19 protein-coding genes and 1 pseudogene are annotated in these 18,839 nt (G+C 61.0%); 3 read left to right on the top strand and 17 right to left on the bottom strand.

The window, feature by feature from the left end; genetic code table 11:
• Positions 1 to 6: 6 nt before the first annotated feature.
• The 15 genes and pseudogenes from phnP to V476_RS29475 form a co-directional block, all read right to left on the bottom strand.
• A complete protein-coding gene (phnP, locus tag V476_RS22515) occupies positions 7 to 759 on the bottom strand; it encodes a phosphonate metabolism protein PhnP (RefSeq protein ID WP_024960087.1) in 753 nt (250 codons plus the stop codon).
• Positions 750 to 1,316 (bottom strand): phosphonate metabolism protein/1,5-bisphosphokinase (PRPP-forming) PhnN, encoded by a 567-nt coding sequence (gene phnN / locus V476_RS22510; protein ID WP_003403600.1) that lies wholly within the window; start codon positions 1,314 to 1,316, stop codon positions 750 to 752. The genes phnP and phnN overlap by 10 nt, the downstream gene beginning before the upstream one ends.
• Positions 1,316 to 2,461: an alpha-D-ribose 1-methylphosphonate 5-triphosphate diphosphatase gene (locus V476_RS22505; RefSeq protein WP_024960088.1), complete on the bottom strand. Its 1,146-nt coding sequence runs from the start codon at positions 2,459 to 2,461 to the stop codon at positions 1,316 to 1,318. The genes phnN and V476_RS22505 overlap by 1 nt, the downstream gene beginning before the upstream one ends.
• Positions 2,455 to 3,171, bottom strand: a complete 717-nt coding sequence (phnL, locus tag V476_RS22500) for a phosphonate C-P lyase system protein PhnL (protein ID WP_024960089.1) — start codon at positions 3,169 to 3,171, stop codon at positions 2,455 to 2,457. Before phnL ends, V476_RS22505 begins: the two co-directional genes overlap by 7 nt.
• A gap of 41 nt (positions 3,172 to 3,212) precedes the next feature.
• Entirely contained in the window at positions 3,213 to 4,034 is an 822-nt protein-coding gene (gene phnK, locus V476_RS22495; RefSeq protein WP_024960090.1) for a phosphonate C-P lyase system protein PhnK, read from the bottom strand.
• Entirely contained in the window at positions 4,031 to 4,903 is an 873-nt protein-coding gene (locus V476_RS22490; RefSeq protein ID WP_170855885.1) for an alpha-D-ribose 1-methylphosphonate 5-phosphate C-P-lyase PhnJ, read from the bottom strand. The genes phnK and V476_RS22490 overlap by 4 nt, the downstream gene beginning before the upstream one ends.
• An 11-nt stretch (positions 4,904 to 4,914) precedes the next feature.
• Positions 4,915 to 5,994 (bottom strand): carbon-phosphorus lyase complex subunit, encoded by a 1,080-nt coding sequence (locus tag V476_RS22485; protein WP_024960091.1) that lies wholly within the window; start codon positions 5,992 to 5,994, stop codon positions 4,915 to 4,917.
• Positions 5,994 to 6,590, bottom strand: coding sequence for a phosphonate C-P lyase system protein PhnH (gene phnH / locus V476_RS22480; protein ID WP_024960092.1), 597 nt, complete (start codon positions 6,588 to 6,590; stop codon positions 5,994 to 5,996). Before phnH ends, V476_RS22485 begins: the two co-directional genes overlap by 1 nt.
• Positions 6,590 to 7,054 carry a phosphonate C-P lyase system protein PhnG gene (phnG, locus tag V476_RS22475; protein ID WP_024960093.1) on the bottom strand — a complete coding sequence of 155 codons (465 nt, stop codon included), beginning with the start codon at positions 7,052 to 7,054 and terminating at the stop codon, positions 6,590 to 6,592. The genes phnH and phnG overlap by 1 nt, the downstream gene beginning before the upstream one ends.
• A gap of 14 nt (positions 7,055 to 7,068) precedes the next feature.
• Positions 7,069 to 7,788, bottom strand: a complete 720-nt coding sequence (phnF, locus tag V476_RS22470; protein ID WP_024960094.1) for a phosphonate metabolism transcriptional regulator PhnF — start codon at positions 7,786 to 7,788, stop codon at positions 7,069 to 7,071.
• Between the two features lie 36 nt (positions 7,789 to 7,824).
• The gene (gene phnE / locus V476_RS22465) at positions 7,825 to 8,613 is read right to left on the bottom strand and encodes a phosphonate ABC transporter, permease protein PhnE (RefSeq protein ID WP_024960095.1); all 789 of its coding nucleotides are present in this window, start codon (positions 8,611 to 8,613) and stop codon (positions 7,825 to 7,827) included.
• 28 nt (positions 8,614 to 8,641) lie between these two features.
• Positions 8,642 to 9,652: a phosphonate ABC transporter substrate-binding protein gene (gene phnD / locus V476_RS22460; RefSeq protein WP_003396071.1), complete on the bottom strand. Its 1,011-nt coding sequence runs from the start codon at positions 9,650 to 9,652 to the stop codon at positions 8,642 to 8,644.
• Positions 9,653 to 9,696: 44 nt separating this feature from the next.
• Positions 9,697 to 10,530: a phosphonate ABC transporter ATP-binding protein gene (phnC, locus tag V476_RS22455; protein ID WP_003346938.1), complete on the bottom strand. Its 834-nt coding sequence runs from the start codon at positions 10,528 to 10,530 to the stop codon at positions 9,697 to 9,699.
• Positions 10,531 to 10,757: 227 nt separating this feature from the next.
• Complete coding sequence (locus tag V476_RS29480; protein ID WP_370683538.1) at positions 10,758 to 11,522, bottom strand: methyl-accepting chemotaxis protein; 765 nt, start codon at positions 11,520 to 11,522, stop codon at positions 10,758 to 10,760.
• Positions 11,523 to 11,615: 93 nt separating this feature from the next.
• Positions 11,616 to 12,647: pseudogene (locus tag V476_RS29475) on the bottom strand (HAMP domain-containing protein); the annotation flags it as partial.
• A 333-nt stretch (positions 12,648 to 12,980) separates the two neighbouring features.
• Between V476_RS29475 and V476_RS22445 the strand changes: the two are divergent.
• The 3 genes from V476_RS22445 to V476_RS22435 all read left to right on the top strand — a co-directional run bounded on the left by V476_RS22445 (position 12,981) and on the right by V476_RS22435 (position 16,420).
• Positions 12,981 to 13,808, top strand: coding sequence for an HDOD domain-containing protein (locus V476_RS22445; RefSeq protein WP_024960097.1), 828 nt, complete (start codon positions 12,981 to 12,983; stop codon positions 13,806 to 13,808).
• Positions 13,809 to 13,978: 170 nt separating this feature from the next.
• On the top strand, positions 13,979 to 15,955 hold the full coding sequence (locus tag V476_RS22440; RefSeq protein WP_024960098.1) for a DNA topoisomerase III: 1,977 nt from the start codon (positions 13,979 to 13,981) through the stop codon (positions 15,953 to 15,955).
• Between the two features lie 63 nt (positions 15,956 to 16,018).
• Entirely contained in the window at positions 16,019 to 16,420 is a 402-nt protein-coding gene (locus V476_RS22435; protein WP_024960099.1) for a RidA family protein, read from the top strand.
• 6 nt (positions 16,421 to 16,426) lie between these two features.
• Here V476_RS22435 and V476_RS22430 read toward each other — a convergent pair whose 3' ends face one another.
• Complete coding sequence (locus V476_RS22430) at positions 16,427 to 16,738, bottom strand: DUF6482 family protein (protein WP_024960100.1); 312 nt, start codon at positions 16,736 to 16,738, stop codon at positions 16,427 to 16,429.
• 178 nt (positions 16,739 to 16,916) lie between these two features.
• Entirely contained in the window at positions 16,917 to 18,713 is a 1,797-nt protein-coding gene (locus V476_RS22425) for a methyl-accepting chemotaxis protein (RefSeq protein ID WP_010410346.1), read from the bottom strand.
• Between the last annotated feature and the right edge of the window lie 126 nt (positions 18,714 to 18,839).

Here is an 18,839-nt window from a genome sequence, read left to right as displayed (position 1 = left end):
CCTCGCTCAGAACACACTCATCTCATCCCGCCCTACCACTACATTGCCCGGCAACTGCCCTGAGTGCTCCATCAACCACGCATCCAGCGTATGGCCGACATGCGTCAGCATCGCCCTGTCCGGTCTTAGCCACTCGATGGTTTGCAGCGCCAACGTCAAGTCGTTGTGATTACGCGGCGGCTGAGGCTGTGGAGGCATGGAGCAGTCGAGCACCAGCAGATCCAGCGGTGCACGTTGCAGATACTCGCGGGTGTCGTCGGGTAAGCCGACGGTGTCGGTCAGGTAGGCAAAACGTTGCCCTTCACCTTCGAACAGGTAACCGAACGTAGGTTTTGAGTGCGCCAGTGGCAGCGCTGTAACCTGCAGCGCGCCCAGTGCACGGCGTTCGAATGCGGCGAATGGCTGGCTGAAATCCAGAATGCCGGGGTGTTTGTAGAGGTCGGCCAGGCCTTCCGGATCCGCCGGGCCGTGGACCGGAATCACCAGCCCCTGACCCCAGCGCAGGTGCAACAGCCCCTGAGCATGGTCGGCGTGGTAGTGCGTCTGCAGAATCCCGCTCAGGCTACGCGGCGGAAAACGCTCGGTGAGGTCGGTCAGTCCGCTGTCGATCAACCAGCGCTGGTCGGCGCATTCGATCAGCGCGCTGCACGGCAAGCGGCGCAGATCATGGTCGGCACGCGCGGCAGCACACGCCATGCACTGACAACCGTAGACCGGCACCTGTCGGGCATCACCGGTGCCCAGCAGGGTCAGGCGCATGCGTGGCGCTTGTCGAGCAAGCCGAGCAGCGTGGCAACGGTGTGTTGCAGATCAGCGGAATTATCCAGCGGGAAGACCTGCGGATTGCTCGCCAGCAAATCTCCGGCAAAGCGCGAGTTGCGCGCAAGGCGCTCCTCGATTTCCGCAAGGCTTTCCCGGTTGCGCGCCAGCAGGCGCTTGCGCAACACCTCCTGATTGACGGTCAGCAACACCGCCAGCAGCGTGGGATAGCGCGCCTGCGCCTTTTGCAGATGCGCCCGGGAGCCGTTGATCAGGACGTCATGGCCTTCCAGCAGCCACTGATCGATCTCGACGGGAATGCCGTAGTGCAGACCATTGGCCTGCCAGCTCAAGGCGAACGCGCCTCGCTCGCGCATCTGCTCGAACTGCTCGACGGTCACCGCCTGCGCCGCCTCGCCCACCGCTTCGGCGGAACGGGTGATCACCCGCCGAACGATTCGGCAGTCGCGTTGCGCCAGGGTATCCCGGGCCGCGTCCAGCAGGCTGTCCTTGCCTGATCCGGACGGCCCGATAAGATAGATCAACCTGCCAACCATCAAAACACCCTCTTGCCTTGTCGCCAGACCTTGTCGATAACCGGCAGGCCAGCATGATCACGCGCCTGGATCAGATCAGCACGCAGCCCGACCCGGATTTCACCACGATCCGCTAACCCGGCAGCCACGGCCGGCGTGCGGCTGACCATGTTGACCGCCTGCGGCAGGTCACATGCGTTGTCCTGAGCGGCGAGCATGAATGCAGACTGCAACAGACTGGCCGGGTAGTAATCGCTGGACAGAATATCCAGCAGCCCGTCCGTGGCCAGCGATGCTGCCGCCACGTTACCGGAGTGCGAGCCGCCGCGCACGATGTTCGGTGCGCCCATCAACACGCTCATGCCCAGTTGCCGACAGCCACGGGCCGCTTCGAGTGTGGTCGGGAACTCGGCGATGTTCATGCCGAAACCCGCCGACTCCTCGACATGCGCCATGGTTGCATCGTCGTGACTGGCAATCGACAGGCCGCGCGCCAGGCACAGCTCGACGATCGCACGCCGGTAGCGGTCGGCGTACTCGTTGGAGTTGGCCACCTGCTCGACGATGAAACGGTCCATTTCCTCGTTATTCATGTGGTACTTGCCCATGTAGTACTCGCGGTACTTCGACTCCAGGGCAAACTGACGTTGGCCGGGCGCATGGTCCATCACCGAGACCAGTTGCACCAGTGGCTGGTCCACCAGATCGCGAAACACGCTCAAGGTATCCGGGTGACTGACCTCGCAGCGCAAGTGCAGCACGTGCTCGGCGCGAGTCAGGCCTGCCGCATTGGCGTCGGCAATCGCCTGCAGCATGGCGGGCAATTGCTGCATGCGCTTGCCTTTGGGGTTGATGTCGCCGATCGACAGCGCGTCGAACACCGTGGTGATGCCCGCGGCGACGATTTGCGCATCGTGGCTGATCACCGCCGACATCGACGGCCAGTCAACGCCAGGACGCGGCGACAGGTGCTTTTCGAGGTTGTCGGTGTGCAATTCCACCAGTCCCGGCAGCAGGTAATCGCCCTGCATGTCCTGGGCCTGACTCAACTGGCTGCATCCACTCTCGACCTCGGCAATCAGGCCGTCACGGACCACCACAGTGCCGGTGAATACCTGTTCGGCCGTCACCACGCGGGCGTTACTGAAAACCTGTTCGTTCAGCATTGCAGCAACTCCTTGGCGGTGAGGTCCACCGGGGTCATGTCGAGTTGACGATTGGCGACTGCCTCGCGGGCGTCGCGATCATGGAAAATACCGATCAGGGCGGCACCGGCCCGTTTGGCCTCATCGACCAGTTCCAGCACCACCCGGCGGTTGGCGTCGTCCAGCGACGCAGTCGGTTCGTCGAGCAACAGCACCGGCCATGGCACCATGAACGCGCGCGCGATGTTGATACGCTGCTGTTCGCCACCGGAAAACGTACTGGGCGCCAACGGCCACAGGCGCTGCGGAATATTCAGCCGCCCCAGCAGCAGTTGCGCGCGCTCCTGAGCCTGCTCACGGGACCAGCCGCGCGCCAGAGCCGGTTCCATGACCACGTCCAGGCTGGACACACGCGGAATCACGCGCAAGAACTGGCTGACGTAGCCGAGCGTTTTGCGTCGTACCTCAAGCACCTGGCGCGGGGTTGCGCCGACCAGTTCGGTCCACTCGCCTTCATGCTGCACGCGAATGCTGCCGGCGGCAGGCAGGTAATTGCCGTACAGGGTGCGCAGCAGCGTGCTTTTGCCCGCGCCGGATTGCCCGCTGAGCACCAGGCATTCGCCAGCGCGCACCGAGAAATTCAGCCCGCGCAGCACATTGAGGACCACGCCGTTGTGCTGATGCAGGGTGAAGGTTTTCGACAGGTCACGGACCTCGATCAAGGTTGTCATCGGGCTCACCTCTTCTGTACAGCATGTTCGGACAGTGCGGCTCATGGCTGCAATACCGAGGACACCAGCAGTTGCGAATACGGGTGCTGCGGGTCATCGAGAATCTGGTCGGTCAGGCCGCTTTCGACCACTTCCGAGCGACGCATGACCATCAGCCGGTCAGCCAGCAGCCGCGCGACCGCCAGATCATGGGTGACGATGACCACGGCCAGATCCAGTTCGCGCACCAGCCCGCGCAACAGATCGAGCAAGCGGGCCTGCACCGACACGTCGAGCCCGCCGGTGGGTTCGTCCATGAACACCAGTCTCGGGCTGGAGACCAGATTGCGGGCGATTTGCAGGCGCTGCTGCATGCCGCCGGAAAAGGTCCGCGGCAAGTCGTCGATGCGCTGCGGATCGATCTCCACCTGGGTCAGCCAGTCCAGCGCGGCACCCCGCAACTGCTGATAATTGCGCACCCCCTGCGCCATCAGACGCTCACCGATATTGGCGCCGGCCGACACGCCCATGCGCAGGCCATCACGCGGATTCTGTTCGACAAAGCCCCACTCGGTGCGCAGCAAGGTGCGCCGCTGCGCCTCACTGGCGCTGTACAGGTCGAACCAGTCACCCTCCTTGCTGCGATAGTCGATGCTGCCGCGGTCCGGCGGGCAACGTCCGCTCAACAGCGAGAGCAGCGTGGATTTCCCCGAGCCGGACTCGCCAACGATGCCCAGCACTTCGCCGGGGTACAGATCGAAACTGACGTCCTGACAGCCCTTCTGCACACCGTACAGACGGGTCAGGCCGCGCACCTTGAGCAGCGGCTGCACAGCCTCGGGAAGGCGCTCGCGCGCCGGGTCCAATGAACGTGCACTGATCATCGGTCGTTCTCCTGCTGTTTGACGCGCTGGGCGCAGTAATCGGTGTCGGAACAGACAAAGCTCTGCGTCCCGGCATCGTCGAGAATCAGCTCGTCGAGAAAGGAATCATGGCTGCCGCAGATCGCACAGCACTGCTCCCAGCGCTGCACCTCGAACGGGTGATCTTCAAAGTCCAGGCTCACCACCTGCGTATACGGCGGCACGGCGTACAGACGCTTTTCGCGCCCTGCGCCGAACAGCATCAATGCCGGGCTCATGTGCAGCTTGGGGTTATCGAATTTGGGAATCGGCGACGGATCCATCACATAGCGCTCATCGACCATCACCGGGTAGGCGTAACTGGTGGCGATATGGCCGAAGGTGGCGATGTCCTCATAGAGTTTGACGTGCATGACGCCGTAATCATCCAGCGCGTGCATGGTCCGGGTCTCGGTTTCCGAGGGCTCGATGAAACGCAGCGGCTCGGGAATCGGCACCTGATAGACCATGATCTGATCGGCGTGCAGCGGTGTTTCCGGGATTCGGTGACGGGTCTGGATGACCGTCGCCTCGGGCGTGCGCTCGGTTGTGGCAATGCCAGCCGTACGGGCAAAGAAACGCCTGATCGAGACAGCGTTGGTGGTGTCGTCAGCGCCCTGATCGATGACCTTGAGCACATCATCGGCGCCCAGGATTGCGGCGGTCAGTTGCATCCCGCCGGTGCCCCAGCCATACGGCAGCGGCATTTCGCGCCCGCCGAACGGTACCTGGTAACCGGGGATCGCAACCGCCTTGAGCAAGGCGCGACGAATCATGCGTTTGGTCTGCTCGTCCAGATAAGCGAAGTTGTAGGCCTCATCCCGTGCAGGCCTTTGCTGTGCAGTGTTCATCGGTGCATGAGTCATTGGTCGCTCCCCGGTTTCGGTGCAGACTTGCGCAGCTTGCGGATCAGCTCCAGTTCGGACTGGAAGTCCACGTAATGCGGTAGCTTGAGGTGTGAGACGAAACCCGCCGCTTCAACGTTGTCGCAGTGAGCCAGGACGAACTCTTCCTGCTGGGCCGGTGAGAGGATCTCTTCGTTGAATTCCTCGGCGCGCAGCGAACGGTCCACCAGTGCCATACCCATTGCCTTGCGCTCCGCGTTACCGAACGCCAGGCCGTAACCCCGGGTAAACTGCGCGGGTTCGCTGGCCGAGCCGACGAACTGATTGACCATCTCGCATTCGGTGACTTCGATGTCGCCAATCACGATCGGGAAGCCCAGTTCTTCAGGTTCGATCCAGACTTCCACCTCGCCGATACGGATTTCCCCGGCGAACGGGTGATTGCGACCATAACCGCGCTGGGTCGAATAACCCAGCGCCAGCAGGAATCCCTCATCGCCACGCGCCAGTGCCTGCAGGCGCTGGGCACGACTGGACGGATACTCCAGCGGCTCGCGGGTGATGTCCGCGACGCGCTCGCCATCGTCGACTTCGGGCTTCATCAGCCCCTCCTTGGCCAGCAATCCGAGCACTCGCGGGCAGGGCTCAAGCGTGGCGTGCGGGGTGACTTCCGGGCCTGGGTGCTCGCCTTCGGCCAGCAGGGTGAAATCCAGCAAGCGATGGGTGTAGTCGAAGGTCGGCCCCAGCAATTGACCGCCAGGGAGGTCCTTGAACGTGGCCGACAAGCGACGGTTGAGCTGCATGTTCGAGGTATCGATGGGCACGCTGGCGCAAAAGCGCGTCAGCGTGGTGCGGTAGGCGCGCAGCAGGAAGATCGCTTCGATCAGGTCGCCCGCCGACTGCTTGATCGCCAGTGCAGCCAGTTGCGGGTCGTACAGCGAGCCTTCGCTCATGACCCGAGCAACCGCCAGCGGCAGTTGCTGGCGGATCTGCTCGACGTCGAGTTCGGCAATACCGGTGTCGCCACGACGCCTGTTGGCCAGCAAGCGGTGAGCATTATCGATGGCCTGTTCGCCACCCTTGACTGCGACGTACATCAGGCACACTCCTGCACGCGGGTACTGCGTGGCAAGCCGAGCAATCGATTGCCCGAAACAAAGAACACATCCAGCCCGCAAGGGAAGACATTACATGCTTCACGTGCGGCCCAGAAACCTTCATCCAGCGGCAGGGCCACCGAATGGTGTCGCTCGATGCCCGGACCGCTCCAGGCAAGCGCCCGCCCGCCTTGCAGGTCAGGCAGCTGGATCAGCAAGGTGCAGGACTGATCCGGGTAGCGGTCATTGCCGGTATCGAAATCGTGCAGTTGCAGGGCAGTCGATGCATCGAGCAACGCGAAGCGCGCTGCGTGCCGCTCAGTGACAATCGGGCTGCCGCAATGAAAGGCAATGTTCGCGCGAATCGCCGGGGTATCGAATGCCGGTGCCAGCCACACTGGCGTGTCCAGGTCCAGTAACGCCAGGCACAAGGCGTGGGTTGCACTGTCCAGGCCCTGCAAGGCCGGCGGCTGGTGCGCGCTGGGCAAGGTCTGGATCACGCCCGGCCCGGACAACGCCTTGAGGGCGACACGAAAACTGCGCTGGGCATCCAGTACCGGATCGGTGAAGGCAGGTTGCAAAAGGACGGCATTCATCAGTCTTCTCCTCGGACCAGGGTAAAGAATTCGACTCTGGTGGCAGCGGCCTCGGCGTCCTTGCGCGCCCGACGCTCGGCTTGCGCACGCGCCAGGGGCTCGATCAGCTCGGACAGCCACCAGGCCTGCTGCGCGCCCTGCAAATGCGCGTCGGCCAGAGCCGCCAGTTCGGCGTGGCGCTTATCGCGTCCAGCCAGATAGCTGTAGCCGGTGCGCCCGTCGGCCAGACGCACCACACAGCGCGTCACGCTCATTTCGCCGAGGTTGAAAGCTGAACCAGTGCCGCCCATACGGCCGCGCACCAGGGTCATGCCGATTTCCGGGGCGCGGATCATCTGGTAATCGGTGTCGCGTAGCGCCGTTTCGTGGCGGTTCAACTGCTCGCGGCTCGGCTGATCGGCATGAGCGCGGGCCAGTACGCCCATCCAGTGCTGACGCGCCGTTGTTTCGGGAGTTGCTTGCATGGAACACCTCGGTGTCAGGTCGTCTTGAAAGGAGTCGCCACTTGATACTGGAAGCGATCGGCGCGGCTGACCGAGCGGGAAAGCTCCACCGGCTGCCCCGCCGGGTCACAGGAAACGGTCAGTACGGTCAGCGCCGGCATGTGTCGGGGCATCAGCAACCACGCGGCCTCTTCGCGGGACGGCAGGCGTGCGCCGATCAGGCTCTGCGCACGGCTCAACGGCAACTCGCGCTCAGCCAGGTACTGGCGCACCGAGCCGCCGCGGTAATCGGCCAGCAAATCGCTGTAACGGGCGCTGTAGCGGTGGAAGATCAGGCTGACCGCCTGGCCGTCCAGTTTGCGCAGTGTCTGCAGTTCGATCAGCGGCGCGTGCTCGTCCACTCCCAGATACTGGGCATCTTCACGGCTGGCCTGACATTCCTGACGACGCAGCAGGATCGCTTCCACGCCCAGGCCCTGCGCCGACCAGGATTTGCTGTAGGCGCTGTCAGCCTGCATCGGATAAATCAGCGGACGCTCCAGCACTTGAGTGCCTTTGCCCTGACGTCGCAACACGCTGCCCTCACGTACCAGTTCATCGACCGCGCGGCGAATGGTGTGGCGGTTGACGCTGAAGCGCTCGGCCAGCTGGAATTCGGCGGGCAGGAAATCGCCGGGCTGATAGGTGGTCAGCTCTTCACGCAAGATGTTGGCGAGCTCGTGGTACATTGGGCCAACTTGTCTAGACAACTGCATGGTTAAAAAAAGTGTTCATTGAACACCCCTCTTCTGTCAGATGAATTGCTTGCGCAGACGCTGCGACACAATGTCGATCACGCTTACCACAACGATGATCACCAGCAGCACGGCGCTGGTCTGGACGAACGCAAAGGCGCGAATGTTTTCCCAGAGGATAACCCCGATGCCTCCTGCGCCGACCATCCCGACCACCGTCGCCGAGCGCACATTGGATTCGAACCGGTATAGAGCATAGGAGATCCACAGCGGCATGACCTGCGGGATGACCCCGTAGATGACTTCCTGCAAGGCGCTGGCACCGGTGGCGCGCACCCCTTCGACCGGTCCGGGCTCTATGGCTTCGACAGCCTCGGCGAACAATTTGGCGAGGACCCCGGTGGTGCTGATCCACAGCGCCAGCACCCCGGCGAACGGCCCCAGCCCGACGGCTACCACGAACAGCATCGCAAACACCATCTCGTTGATCGAACGAAAAGCGTCCATGCAGCGCCGCAGCGGCAGGTGAATCCACCACGGCGTGATGTTCTCGGCGCACAGAATGCCCAGCGGTATCGAGCAGACAATCGCCAGCGCCGTGCCCCACAGAGCAATCTGGATAGTCACCAGCATTTCCTTGAGGTAACTGCGCCACTCACGGAAGTCCGGAGGGAAGAAATCGGCGGCGAATGTGGCCATGTTCGACGAGTCGCGAACCAGTGCCATCGGGTTCATTTCTGCGCCGTGCCAGGCCCAGGCCAGTGCAGCGAGCAACAGGCCCCAACCCAGATAACGGGACCCGTTGGGTTTGCCCGCGACCTGGGTATAGGCAACATGAGTGGTCATGACGAACTCCTGATTGTGAACGGCTGGCTCAACCTGCGGAGCTGCCTGCGGTTTTCTGGTTCAGCTCGGTGATGCGCTCCTGCAACTTGCTCAGGCTGGCATCGATATCCTTGAGACGGGCGGCTTTCTCCTGCTCGTCCAGCGTGGTGCTGGCCACCACTTCGGTGCGCTGCTTGAACAGTTCGAGTTGGCGAATGGGCAACAACTGGTCGTCGCTGGACTTGAGAAACTTACCCATCTGCATGTTCTTCAGGACGGTTTTCTCTTCGTCGGTATTGCCGTAACTGGTGAAGAATTCACGAATCTTTGCCTTGTCCTGGTCCGACAGCGCCTTGCTCCAGACAATCGGGTCGGCCGGGATCAGCGGCGATTTCCAGATCACCTTGAGTTGCTCGACCTTGTCGGGCTGAGTCACGGCCAGGCGATCCCAGCTTTCGGTGTTGAAGGTCGCAACGTCCAGCTGACCCTTGGCAACGCTGAGGGCGTTGACTTCATGACTGGAGTTCAAGGTGCGCTTGAAGGCGGTGGACGCATCGACATGGTTTTTTGCAAACACGTAATAACCTGGCACCAGATAGCCCGAAGTGGAGTTCGGGTCACCGTTGCCGAAGGTCAGGCTCTTGGCGTTCTTGAGCATGTCTTCGACGTTATTGATCGGGCTGTCCTTGCGCACGATCAGCAGGCTCCAGTAGCCCGCGTCACCGTTGGCGGCGGAGGTCTGGGCAAAGATCTCGCCGTTGGAGCGGTCCACCGCTTCCATCGCCGCTTTGTTGCCCAGCCAGGCCACGTCCACCTTGTTGAAACGCATGCCCTGAATCAGGCCGGCGTAGTCCGAGGCGAAGGTGGCGTTAACCTTGAGACCGGTCTTGCGGCTCATGTCATCGAGAAACGGCTGCCAGATACTTTTCAGGTTTTGCGAAGACTCGGTGGACATGATGCCGAAATTGATGGCTTTTTCTTCTGCGGCCTGGACCGTGCCCAACGCGCAGGCAGTCAGCAAGGCGGCAGAGGCGAGAAGACGACCGATACGCTTGAACATGCAGGCTCTCCGGAAAATGTCAGGTGATGGTTGTCGAAAGGACGTCAGACTTTGGCCAGCGTCAGGCTGGCTTTTTGCCGCACACGCCGGCTTCGTTCGGTGATCATCAGACTCGCGTCCGCGTCTGCACCGTAGAGGTCGTTGAGAAACTGTTTGCTGAGGTCCTGCGCCAGACCATCAAAATGGATGCGCCCCGACTTGAGAGCCACCGCACGCGGGCAATAGCGCACGGCATAATCGACCTGGTGCAGGGTCACCACGACCGTCTTGCCGTCGCGGCGGTTGATGTCGGCGAGGATTTCCATGACGCGGCGGGCCGATTCCGGGTCCAGCGAGGCAATCGGTTCGTCGGCGAGGATCACTTCGGCGCGCTGGGTCAAGGCCCGGGCTATCGCCACTCGCTGCTGCTGACCGCCGGACAGGGTCGAAGCCCGTTGCGCGGCAAGGTCCGCCAGCCCGACCCTTTCCAGCGCAGCCATTGCACGCTGTTTTTCCTCGTTATTGAACAGCGCAAGACTGCCGCGCCAGCGTGGCATGCGCCCCAGACAACCGAGCAGGACGTTGTCCAGCACGCTGAGGCGATTGACCAGATTGAATTGCTGAAAGATATAACCGATGTCGGCGCGCAGACGTCGCACCTGGCCGTTCAGGCGACCCGAGGACTGAACCTCGCGCCCCAGCACCTGAACCTGTCCGCCATTGCTGCGATCGCAGCACGCCAGGCCGGCGAGATGCCGGAGCAGCGTTGACTTGCCCGAACCGGAAGCGCCAATCAGCGCAACCATCTCACCGGGTTGTATAGACAACGCAAGGTCAATGAGCGCGCTTTTATGGGAAAAGGTCTTGTTCAGGCCTTGTACATGAATGGCTTCGTTCATGAGGCTTCTCGGTCTGTGCACGACCCGGGACAGGTCGCATTTGGTTGTCAACCAAACTGAACCTGTGTTGTTGCAGCCTCATGAAGCTCGAATGACGGGGTCATAACAGTTTGTCGCAGATGTTGTTGCGATGCGCACACGGTCAGCGATGCAGGGCGTCGGGATTCGGTTCCAGACGCTCTGCCTGCGCCGCCCAGGTATGAGCAGCGGCGCAGAGAATGGCCGGATCAGATCCTGAAGCTGCCCACCAGTTGCTGCAGACGCGCGGCCTGCTCTTCCAGCGAGTTGCAGGCATCCAGGGTCTGGCGCAGGTTGTCGACGCCCAGCTGGTTGAGGGTGTTGATATGGGTGATGTCGACATTGATCGACTCGACCACCGAGGTCTGCTCCTCGGTTGCCGCCGCGACCGACTGGTTCATGCCGTTGATCTCTTCGATGCGGCGGGTCACGCTGCTCAGACGCTCGCCGGCCAGGTTGGCGATGCCGACGCTGTCCTCGCTCTGACGCTGGCTCTCGGTCATGTTGGTCACTGCGTCGCGAGCGCCGACCTGCAGCTCTTCAATCATGGTCTGCACTTGCTGGGCAGAATCCTGAGTGCGATGCGCCAGGTTGCGCACTTCGTCGGCCACGACCGCAAACCCGCGCCCTGCTTCACCGGCACGCGCCGCTTCGATGGCCGCGTTGAGCGCCAGCAGGTTGGTCTGCTGGGAAATGCTGGTGATCACTTCAAGAATCTGCCCGATGTTGGCGGTCTTGCCATTCAGGCTTTCGATGTTCACGCACGACTCGCTGATCTTCCCGGACAGCTCGTTCATCGCCTTGATGGTCTGCTGCACGACGTTCTGGCCGTCGCTGGCCAGGCCGCTCGCATCGCTCGACTGCTGCGAGGTGCGCGCCGCATTCTGGGCGATTTCCTGGGCTGCGGCGCCCAATTCGTTGATCGCCGCCGCCACGCTTTCGGTGCGGTTGGACTGCTGGTCCGAGTTGCTCATGGACGCATTGGAGACCTTGACCACCCGAGTGGCAACCTCGCCCAACTGTGCGGCAGTCGAAGCCACTTCACGAATCGAAGTGTGAATGCGCTCGACGAAACGGTTGAACGACTCGGCCAGTTCACCGAATTCATCCTGCGAAGTGATGGCCAGACGCTTGGTCAGATCGCCCTCACCGTCAGCGATATCACGCATCGCACGGCCCATCTGATGCAAGGGCTGCATCAACACGCGAATCAACAGACCCAGCAGCAGGATGATCACCACCACCACTACCACCATGGCCGTGATGGCCGAGGCACGGAACTCGGCCAACATGGCGTAGGCGGAATCCTGCTCGAGTACCAGTGCCACGTACCAGTTGGCCGTCGAAACACCTTGAACAGGCGTGAAAGAAATGATTTCCGGCTTTTTACCGGAGTCGATTTCGGTCACACCCGTGGTAATTTTCGGAGTGTTGGTCGGGTAGGCTTCACTGATGTTCTTGAGCACCAGTTTGCTGTCCGGGTGCACCAGAATCTTGCCGTCGGCACTGACCAGAAATGCATAGCCATGGCCATCGAAGTTCAGCGAGTTGATGATCTTGGTGACGTTGTCCAGAGCGATATCGGCACCGGCCACACCCACGAACTGATTCTGGAACTTGACCGGTGTGGCCATGGTCATGACCAGCTTGCCGGAAGATGCCGCGATGTAGGGTTCGGTCACAATGGTGCCGGGCGCATTCTGTGCCGCCTTGTACCAGCCACGCGCACGCGGATCGTAGTCAGCGGGGCGATTGGCGGACGGCACCGAGAACATCACACCTTCGGTGCTGCCAAAGTAGCTCAGCTGAAAACTTTCGCTGTAGGCCGGCAGGCCGATGGCGCGCTGCAACTGGGGCAGTTCCTTGCCATCCGCGGCGATCTGCTGCGACATCGACTGCAGCAATTGCATGCGGCTTTCCAGCCAGGTCTGAATATTCTGCGTGGTGAGCGTACCCAGTTGTTGCAACTCGGACTTGACGCTGGATTTGAGTGACTGACGCTGGCGATAGTCATTGACGACAATGAACACGCTGAACGCAACAACCACAATCAATGCAGCGGCAAGAAGGATTTTCTTGCTGAACCCCAGACTCTTCATAGCGGATACTTCCACGGCAAAAAACCAATAAGGACGATCTCTGGATCGCCAATCAAACTTCACAACGGTGCCGTCTATTTCACGTTACAACCCACAGGCCGTTCAGCAACCGGAGCCGATACACCTGCCGCGGCGTCAATCACCAGGCAGGTCCGAGTATCGACACCTTACAAAGACGCTTGTATCGCCATATCGGCGCGACCCACGAGTCCTTGATTATTTTTTTCGTCGGGGGTCGAGATGTCCTTCCCATAATCGACACTCAAGCGTGCAGAACATGAAAAACTGGCTATGGTTGAAATCATCCCCCGCCCTGCACAGGATGGTTTCACCATGCCAAGTATCGAGCAACTTTTTGACGGTTTGCATAGCCTCCCGAGTATTCCCAAAGTGGCTCAGGACTTGATGCTGCAATTTGACAATCCCTCTTCCAACCTGGAAAGCATTGCCCGCAATATAGAAAAAGACCCGGTGATTGCGGCCAAGGTATTGCGCTTGGCCAACTCGGCGCGCTTTCGTGGTTCGAGGGAATCCTCGAGCATCGAAGACGCGGCCATGCGCCTGGGTTTCAATACGTTGCGTACGCTGGTAATGGCCTCGGCAGTGACCGGTGCCTTCAAGGCCGGCCCGAGTTTTGATCTCAAGGGGTTCTGGCTGAAAAGCTTTCAGGTGGCAGGGATCTGCCGGATGCTGGCGAAACAGACCGGTGCCGACCCTGAAATCGCCTTTACCTGCGGGGTCATGCATAACATCGGTGAGTTGCTGATCCAGACCGGCGCGCCCGATGTGGCCGAGCGCCTGAACAACGCCGCTAAAGCCGGGACGCCAGGGCGTGCAGCCAGCGAAACCCTGCAACTGGGTTTCAGCTACCCGGAAGTCGGCGCAGAACTGGCCAGTCGCTGGCATCTGCCCCAGGTCATTCGCGACGCAATCGCCTATCAGGCGACTCCGCTGAAGGCACCGAAGGACGCGTCTTTACCGAGGATCGTCGCCCAGGCCATCACCATTTCGGACGCGCTGGAGGCCCATGGCGGCGCGACATCTCAGGCGCAGCAGGCGTCAGGCGGGCCGCTGATGGAAGGCATCGATCTGGACGCGCTGTTTGCCGGGTTGCCAGCGGTGCTGGAAGCCGACAAGACGTTTTCCGAATTGTTGAGCTGAGCCACCGGCAACTCTAAAGGCTGAACCGCGCATGCGGGCATGGCGTTGAGCGGTCCATTGCTGAGGCCGCACAGTGCATTTATCTGTATATCCATACAGATAAAACTTGCCCGCTACGCATTCAACGTTCATCCTTGCAGCCCTTGCACCGGTAATCGACGACGGTAGTCATGCGGCTGTTTCTCTGCGAAAAACCTTCCCAGGCCAAAGACATTGCGGCTGCGCTCGGCGCGACCCGGCGTGGCGACGGCTGCTGGGTGGGTGCCAATGCGACGGTGACCTGGTGCATCGGCCACCTGCTGGAAACCGCCCCGCCCGATGCCTACGATGCACGTTACAAACGCTGGGTGCTGGAAGACCTGCCCATTGTTCCGGAAAAATGGAAGATGCTGGTCAAGCCCAGAACTGCCAGCCAGTTCAAGGCAGTCAAACGACTGCTGGGTGAAGCCCGGGAACTGGTGATCGCCACCGATGCCGACCGTGAGGGCGAAATGATCGCCCGCGAACTGATCGAGCACTGTCGCTATCGCGGGCCGATTCAGCGCTTGTGGCTGTCGGCACTGGATGACGCCTCGATTCGCAAGGCGCTGGCGGCGCTCAAGCCCGGTGCCGACACGTTCAGCCTGTATCACTCGGCACTGGGCCGATCACGCGCCGACTGGCTGATCGGCATGAACATGAGCCGTCTGTTCACGCTGCTGGGTCGACAATCCGGTTATCAGGGCGTGTTGCCAGTGGGCCGGGTACAAACCCCGACCCTGCGACTGGTGGTAGACCGTGATCGCAGCATCGCCAACTTCGTCCCGGCGCCCTACTGGGCGATTGACGTCAGGCTGCTGCATGACAATCAGGCCTTCATTGCCCAGTGGCGCGCGCCGTCGGACGCCTGCGACGATCAGGACCGCTGCCTGAACCAGGCGCTGGCGCAACAGGCTGCGCACGACATGCACGCCGCAACCAGCGCACGACTGGTCAAGCTGCGCACCGAGCGCATTCGCGAAGCCGCGCCCTTGCCGTTCGACCTGGGCACCCTGCAGGAAATCTGTTCGAAGAAGCTCGGGCTCGGCGCGCAGGAAACCCTCGACATCGCCCAGTCCTTGTATGAAACCCACAAGGTCATCACCTACCCGCGCAGCGATTGCGGGTACCTGCCGAACAGTCAGCACGGTGAAGCCGCAGGCATCATCGCGGCGCTCTGCAAGGCCGACCCTGCACTGGCAGGCCTTTCCCCGCACCTCGACCCACAACGTCGGTCACGGGCCTGGAATGACAGCAAAGTGACGGCGCACCACGGCATCATTCCCACCGCGGCGGTGCGTGGCGTAGAACGTCTGACCGGCAAACCGCGAGCGGTGTATACCCTGATCAGGGCGCGTTACCTGGCCCAGTTTCTGCCCAACCATGAATACGACCGCACCCAGGCTGACTTCGACTGTGCAGGCCACGCGCTGCGTGCGGTGGGCAAGCAGATCGTCGAGCCGGGCTGGAAGCGTGCGATGCCCGAAGCGCTGGCACCTTCCAAGGGTCGCGAAGCGCCTGCCCCGCAGCCGTTGCCAGCATTGTTTCAGGGCTGCGAGTGTGCGATCACCGAGGTCATCCTCAAGGACCTCTGGACCCAGCCGCCGAAACCGTTCACCGAGGGAGACCTGATCAAGGCGATGAAGAACGTCGCCAAACTGGTGGAAGACCCGCTGCTCAAACAGAAGCTCAAGGACACCACCGGCATCGGCACCGAAGCCACCCGCGCCGGGATCATTCAAGGCCTGCTGGACCGTGGCTACCTGACCAAGCAGGGCAAATCGCTGTGCGCAGCACCGGCGGCCTTCAGCCTGATCGACGCCGTGCCGCGTGCCATCGCCGATCCGGGCACTACCGCCATCTGGGAGCAGGCGCTGGACATGGTCCAGAGCGGCGAAATGAGCCTCGAAGAGTTCGTTGCCAAACAGGCGGCGTGGATGAGCAAACAGGTCAGCCGTTGCGTCGGCATGCGTATGAGCATCAGCGGGCCGGCCAGCCCGGCAGGCGTTGCGCCGCCCTGGAAGAAAAAACGCAAGACCACAAAGCGCGTCGCCAAGCCCCCCACCGCCACAGCGGACACTGCGGCGAAAAAGCCACGGCGTGCTGCCAGACCGGCCGCCAAGGCGTAGGCCGGAACGGCGATAGCCAGATCAGCCACTGCACATTCAAGCGTTACAAACAGGTGTTATAACATGTCAGACCGAGAGCTCATCATTCCGCCCACCATGCAGTCGATCATGGACCGTGCAGGCTATGCGCCTGCGGTCAAGGTTGGGGATACCCTGTACTGCGCGGGCCAGGTGGGGCGTACGCGGGATATGGAAGTCATTCTCAACCCAGAGGCGCAATTCATCGCCTGCTGGGAAAATCTGCGCACCTTACTCGCCGAGGGCGGCTGCACCTTCGACGATATCGTCGACATGACCACTTATCACGTCGCCATGAGCGAGCACATGGCGGTGTTTCGTGAAGTGAAAAACCGCATTTTCCCGCGTGGCCAATGTGCCTGGACCTGCATCGGCGTTGCCGAACTGGCGCACCACGGGTTGCTGCTCGAAATCAAGTGCGTTGCGGTCAGGCGCAACAACACCTGATCGACATCACAGACTCGAGCGCAGGGGTATCTTCTGCCGCGAAGTTTGTGCCTTCACATCGTCCAGACCGACCATTTCGTCATGCGCCACGGCCTGGGTCATGAACAGTTTTACGTCAGACACCGAAGACAGCACCTTGCGCGCCTCTTCCACCGAAGCAACGTGCAGGGTTTTTCCGCTCGAATCTTCCACCGGCACAGACTTGCCGTCGAGCTTTGCGTGCAGCACGTAGGAACCGCCTTCCATGGAGATCAAATCGAGTTCACGAACCGTTTGATCGTTTGCATGCTTGGTCAGGTCTTGAATGTTCAAAGTCACACCTCCGGTGGCGTTCTGGAAATCAGCGCCGCTTGAAAATGGAGCTTTTATTGGCGCAAACGTTCAGTCCTTTCGGGTCAGGCCAGCCTGAACACGCCTGCCGTCGGTGCATGAAACACATTGAGCGATGTCACTGTGGGTCGGCATCGAACACCGGGCGCGCACGTCGCGCCCTCGCTTATTTACCCAACAGCAGCGCTGCGTCGAAGCCCATCCGCAAGTTGCCCCAGTGGCGCCCCTCGAAAAAGAACGGCACATCGATTTCGGTCATGATCTCTCCGGTATCGCGCAAATAAGTCTGCAACAGAAAACGCTGCTTGTTGCCTGCGGCGCGCAGACCAATCGGGTCGGAGAACATACGTTTGTTACGGCACACCGGCAGATCGACTTCACGATTGCCGGTAGGCTTTTGCGATACCCAACTGTTGTTGACCGGGCAGTAGCCTTTGCTGTCGACGATGAAGGTGACCTTGCCGCCGCGTGTGCCCTTGGTCAGCTTGTCGCATTCTTCCTGGCAGATTTGCGCAAAACGCTCGGTGTAACCGGTGGTGTATTGTTTGGGGTCTGTGCCCGGAATCAGCTTGTAACTCTGATCGAACAGATTGACGCCCTGTTTATGCAGCTCGACCAGGCGTGCTTGCAGAATGTCACGGCACTGGCTAGCGCGAGTGATCGCCGCATCCAGTTCGCCATGCCCAAGCACAAATCGCCCCAACAGCGCCTGCACCTGCTCGGCCACGCTGGAAAGATCCCGGGTGGCCGTCGCGGAGTGCTGCATGCGCTGGTCGATGGCCTGGCTATCGGAATAGATCCGCGTTACCCGTTCATTGATCCCCGTGTTTGTAGAGGCAAACTGCTGAATATGAGCAGCGATGTCGGCGAGCTTGTCGTTGGTCGACTCGAAATCGCCGATCATGCTTTCGAAATGGCCGGACGCACGCTCTACCACCAGCTGGGTTTCGCGGGCGCTGTGGCTGATCTGGATGGTCTGTTCGTGTGTGGAGCTGACTTCCTGAAGCATAGCGTCGATGTTGCGCGAGATGTCGTCAGTGGCTTTGCTGACGTTTTGCGCCAGCGTGCGCACCTCGTCAGCCACCACCGCAAAACCTCGACCACTCTCCCCCGCCCGCGCCGCTTCGATGGCCGCATTGAGCGCCAGCAGGTTGGTTTGCGAAGAAATCTGCTGAATAAGACCGACAATCGACTTGATGCTTGATGAACGCTCATTCAAGCCTGAGACCAGTCCACCGAACTCATTGAGGCTGCTGGATATCTGGCTGATGTTTCCGGTCACTTCCAGCAATTCGGCATAAGAATCGCGCGCCATGCTCAGGTTCTGCGCGGTGGTGCTGGAAATGCCCTGGGTCTGTTGCGAGACGTCCTCGATGCTGCCCACTGCCATGTTGCTCTGGTCCATCACTTCTCTGGCGAAGCGTGCCTGATCGGTTGCGCTGTCGCTGGAATCACTGATGTTCTTCAGCGAACGCGCTGACTCGACGGCGATCTGTACAGTCAGCCCTTGAATGCTGCTGATGATCTCGCGCTGTTTGGCCAGAAAGAGATTGCAGGTACTGGCCAGCCCGCGAATTTCATCATGAGTGAGCAACGGCAGATCCTTCGACAGATCACCCTCACCGCTGGCGACCTCTTCGAGCGCGCGGGTCATGGACATCACAGGACGCACGATCAGGTGGCGGAAATACCAGACCATGAAGCTGACCATGACCAGCGTGAACAGCGTGCTCAACAGAATCGCATTGCTCAGCAGATCAAGCTGACTCTGGATCACGCCCAGCGCGGCAGGGTCCGTTTGCGTGCCGCGCAATTGCAGCATGATGTCGGAACGAATGTTCAACGCGACCCAATACAGCAAGGCGCTGACCAGGACCAGCAGGAAAAGGCTCGATAGCTTCTTGGTCAGCGTGTTGAAAAACTGCTTTTCAACTGACTCGTACAAAGCCTTTAACGTCTGCATTTTGCTGCTCCTGGGTACAAGGGTGATTCCGGTGCGATGGTTAACGTCTGTCGCTACCAAAGCTTTAATGCGTTCGCCTTCAGCGGAGGCGGAAAAACTTCGACCACGCAGCTCACGGCGCTTTTC

The organism is Pseudomonas syringae KCTC 12500 (genome assembly GCF_000507185.2).
Classification (GTDB): domain Bacteria; phylum Pseudomonadota; class Gammaproteobacteria; order Pseudomonadales; family Pseudomonadaceae; genus Aquipseudomonas; species Aquipseudomonas syringae.
Note: the sequence above shows the minus strand (reverse complement) of the source record. Positions and strands in the feature narration are given on the sequence as shown.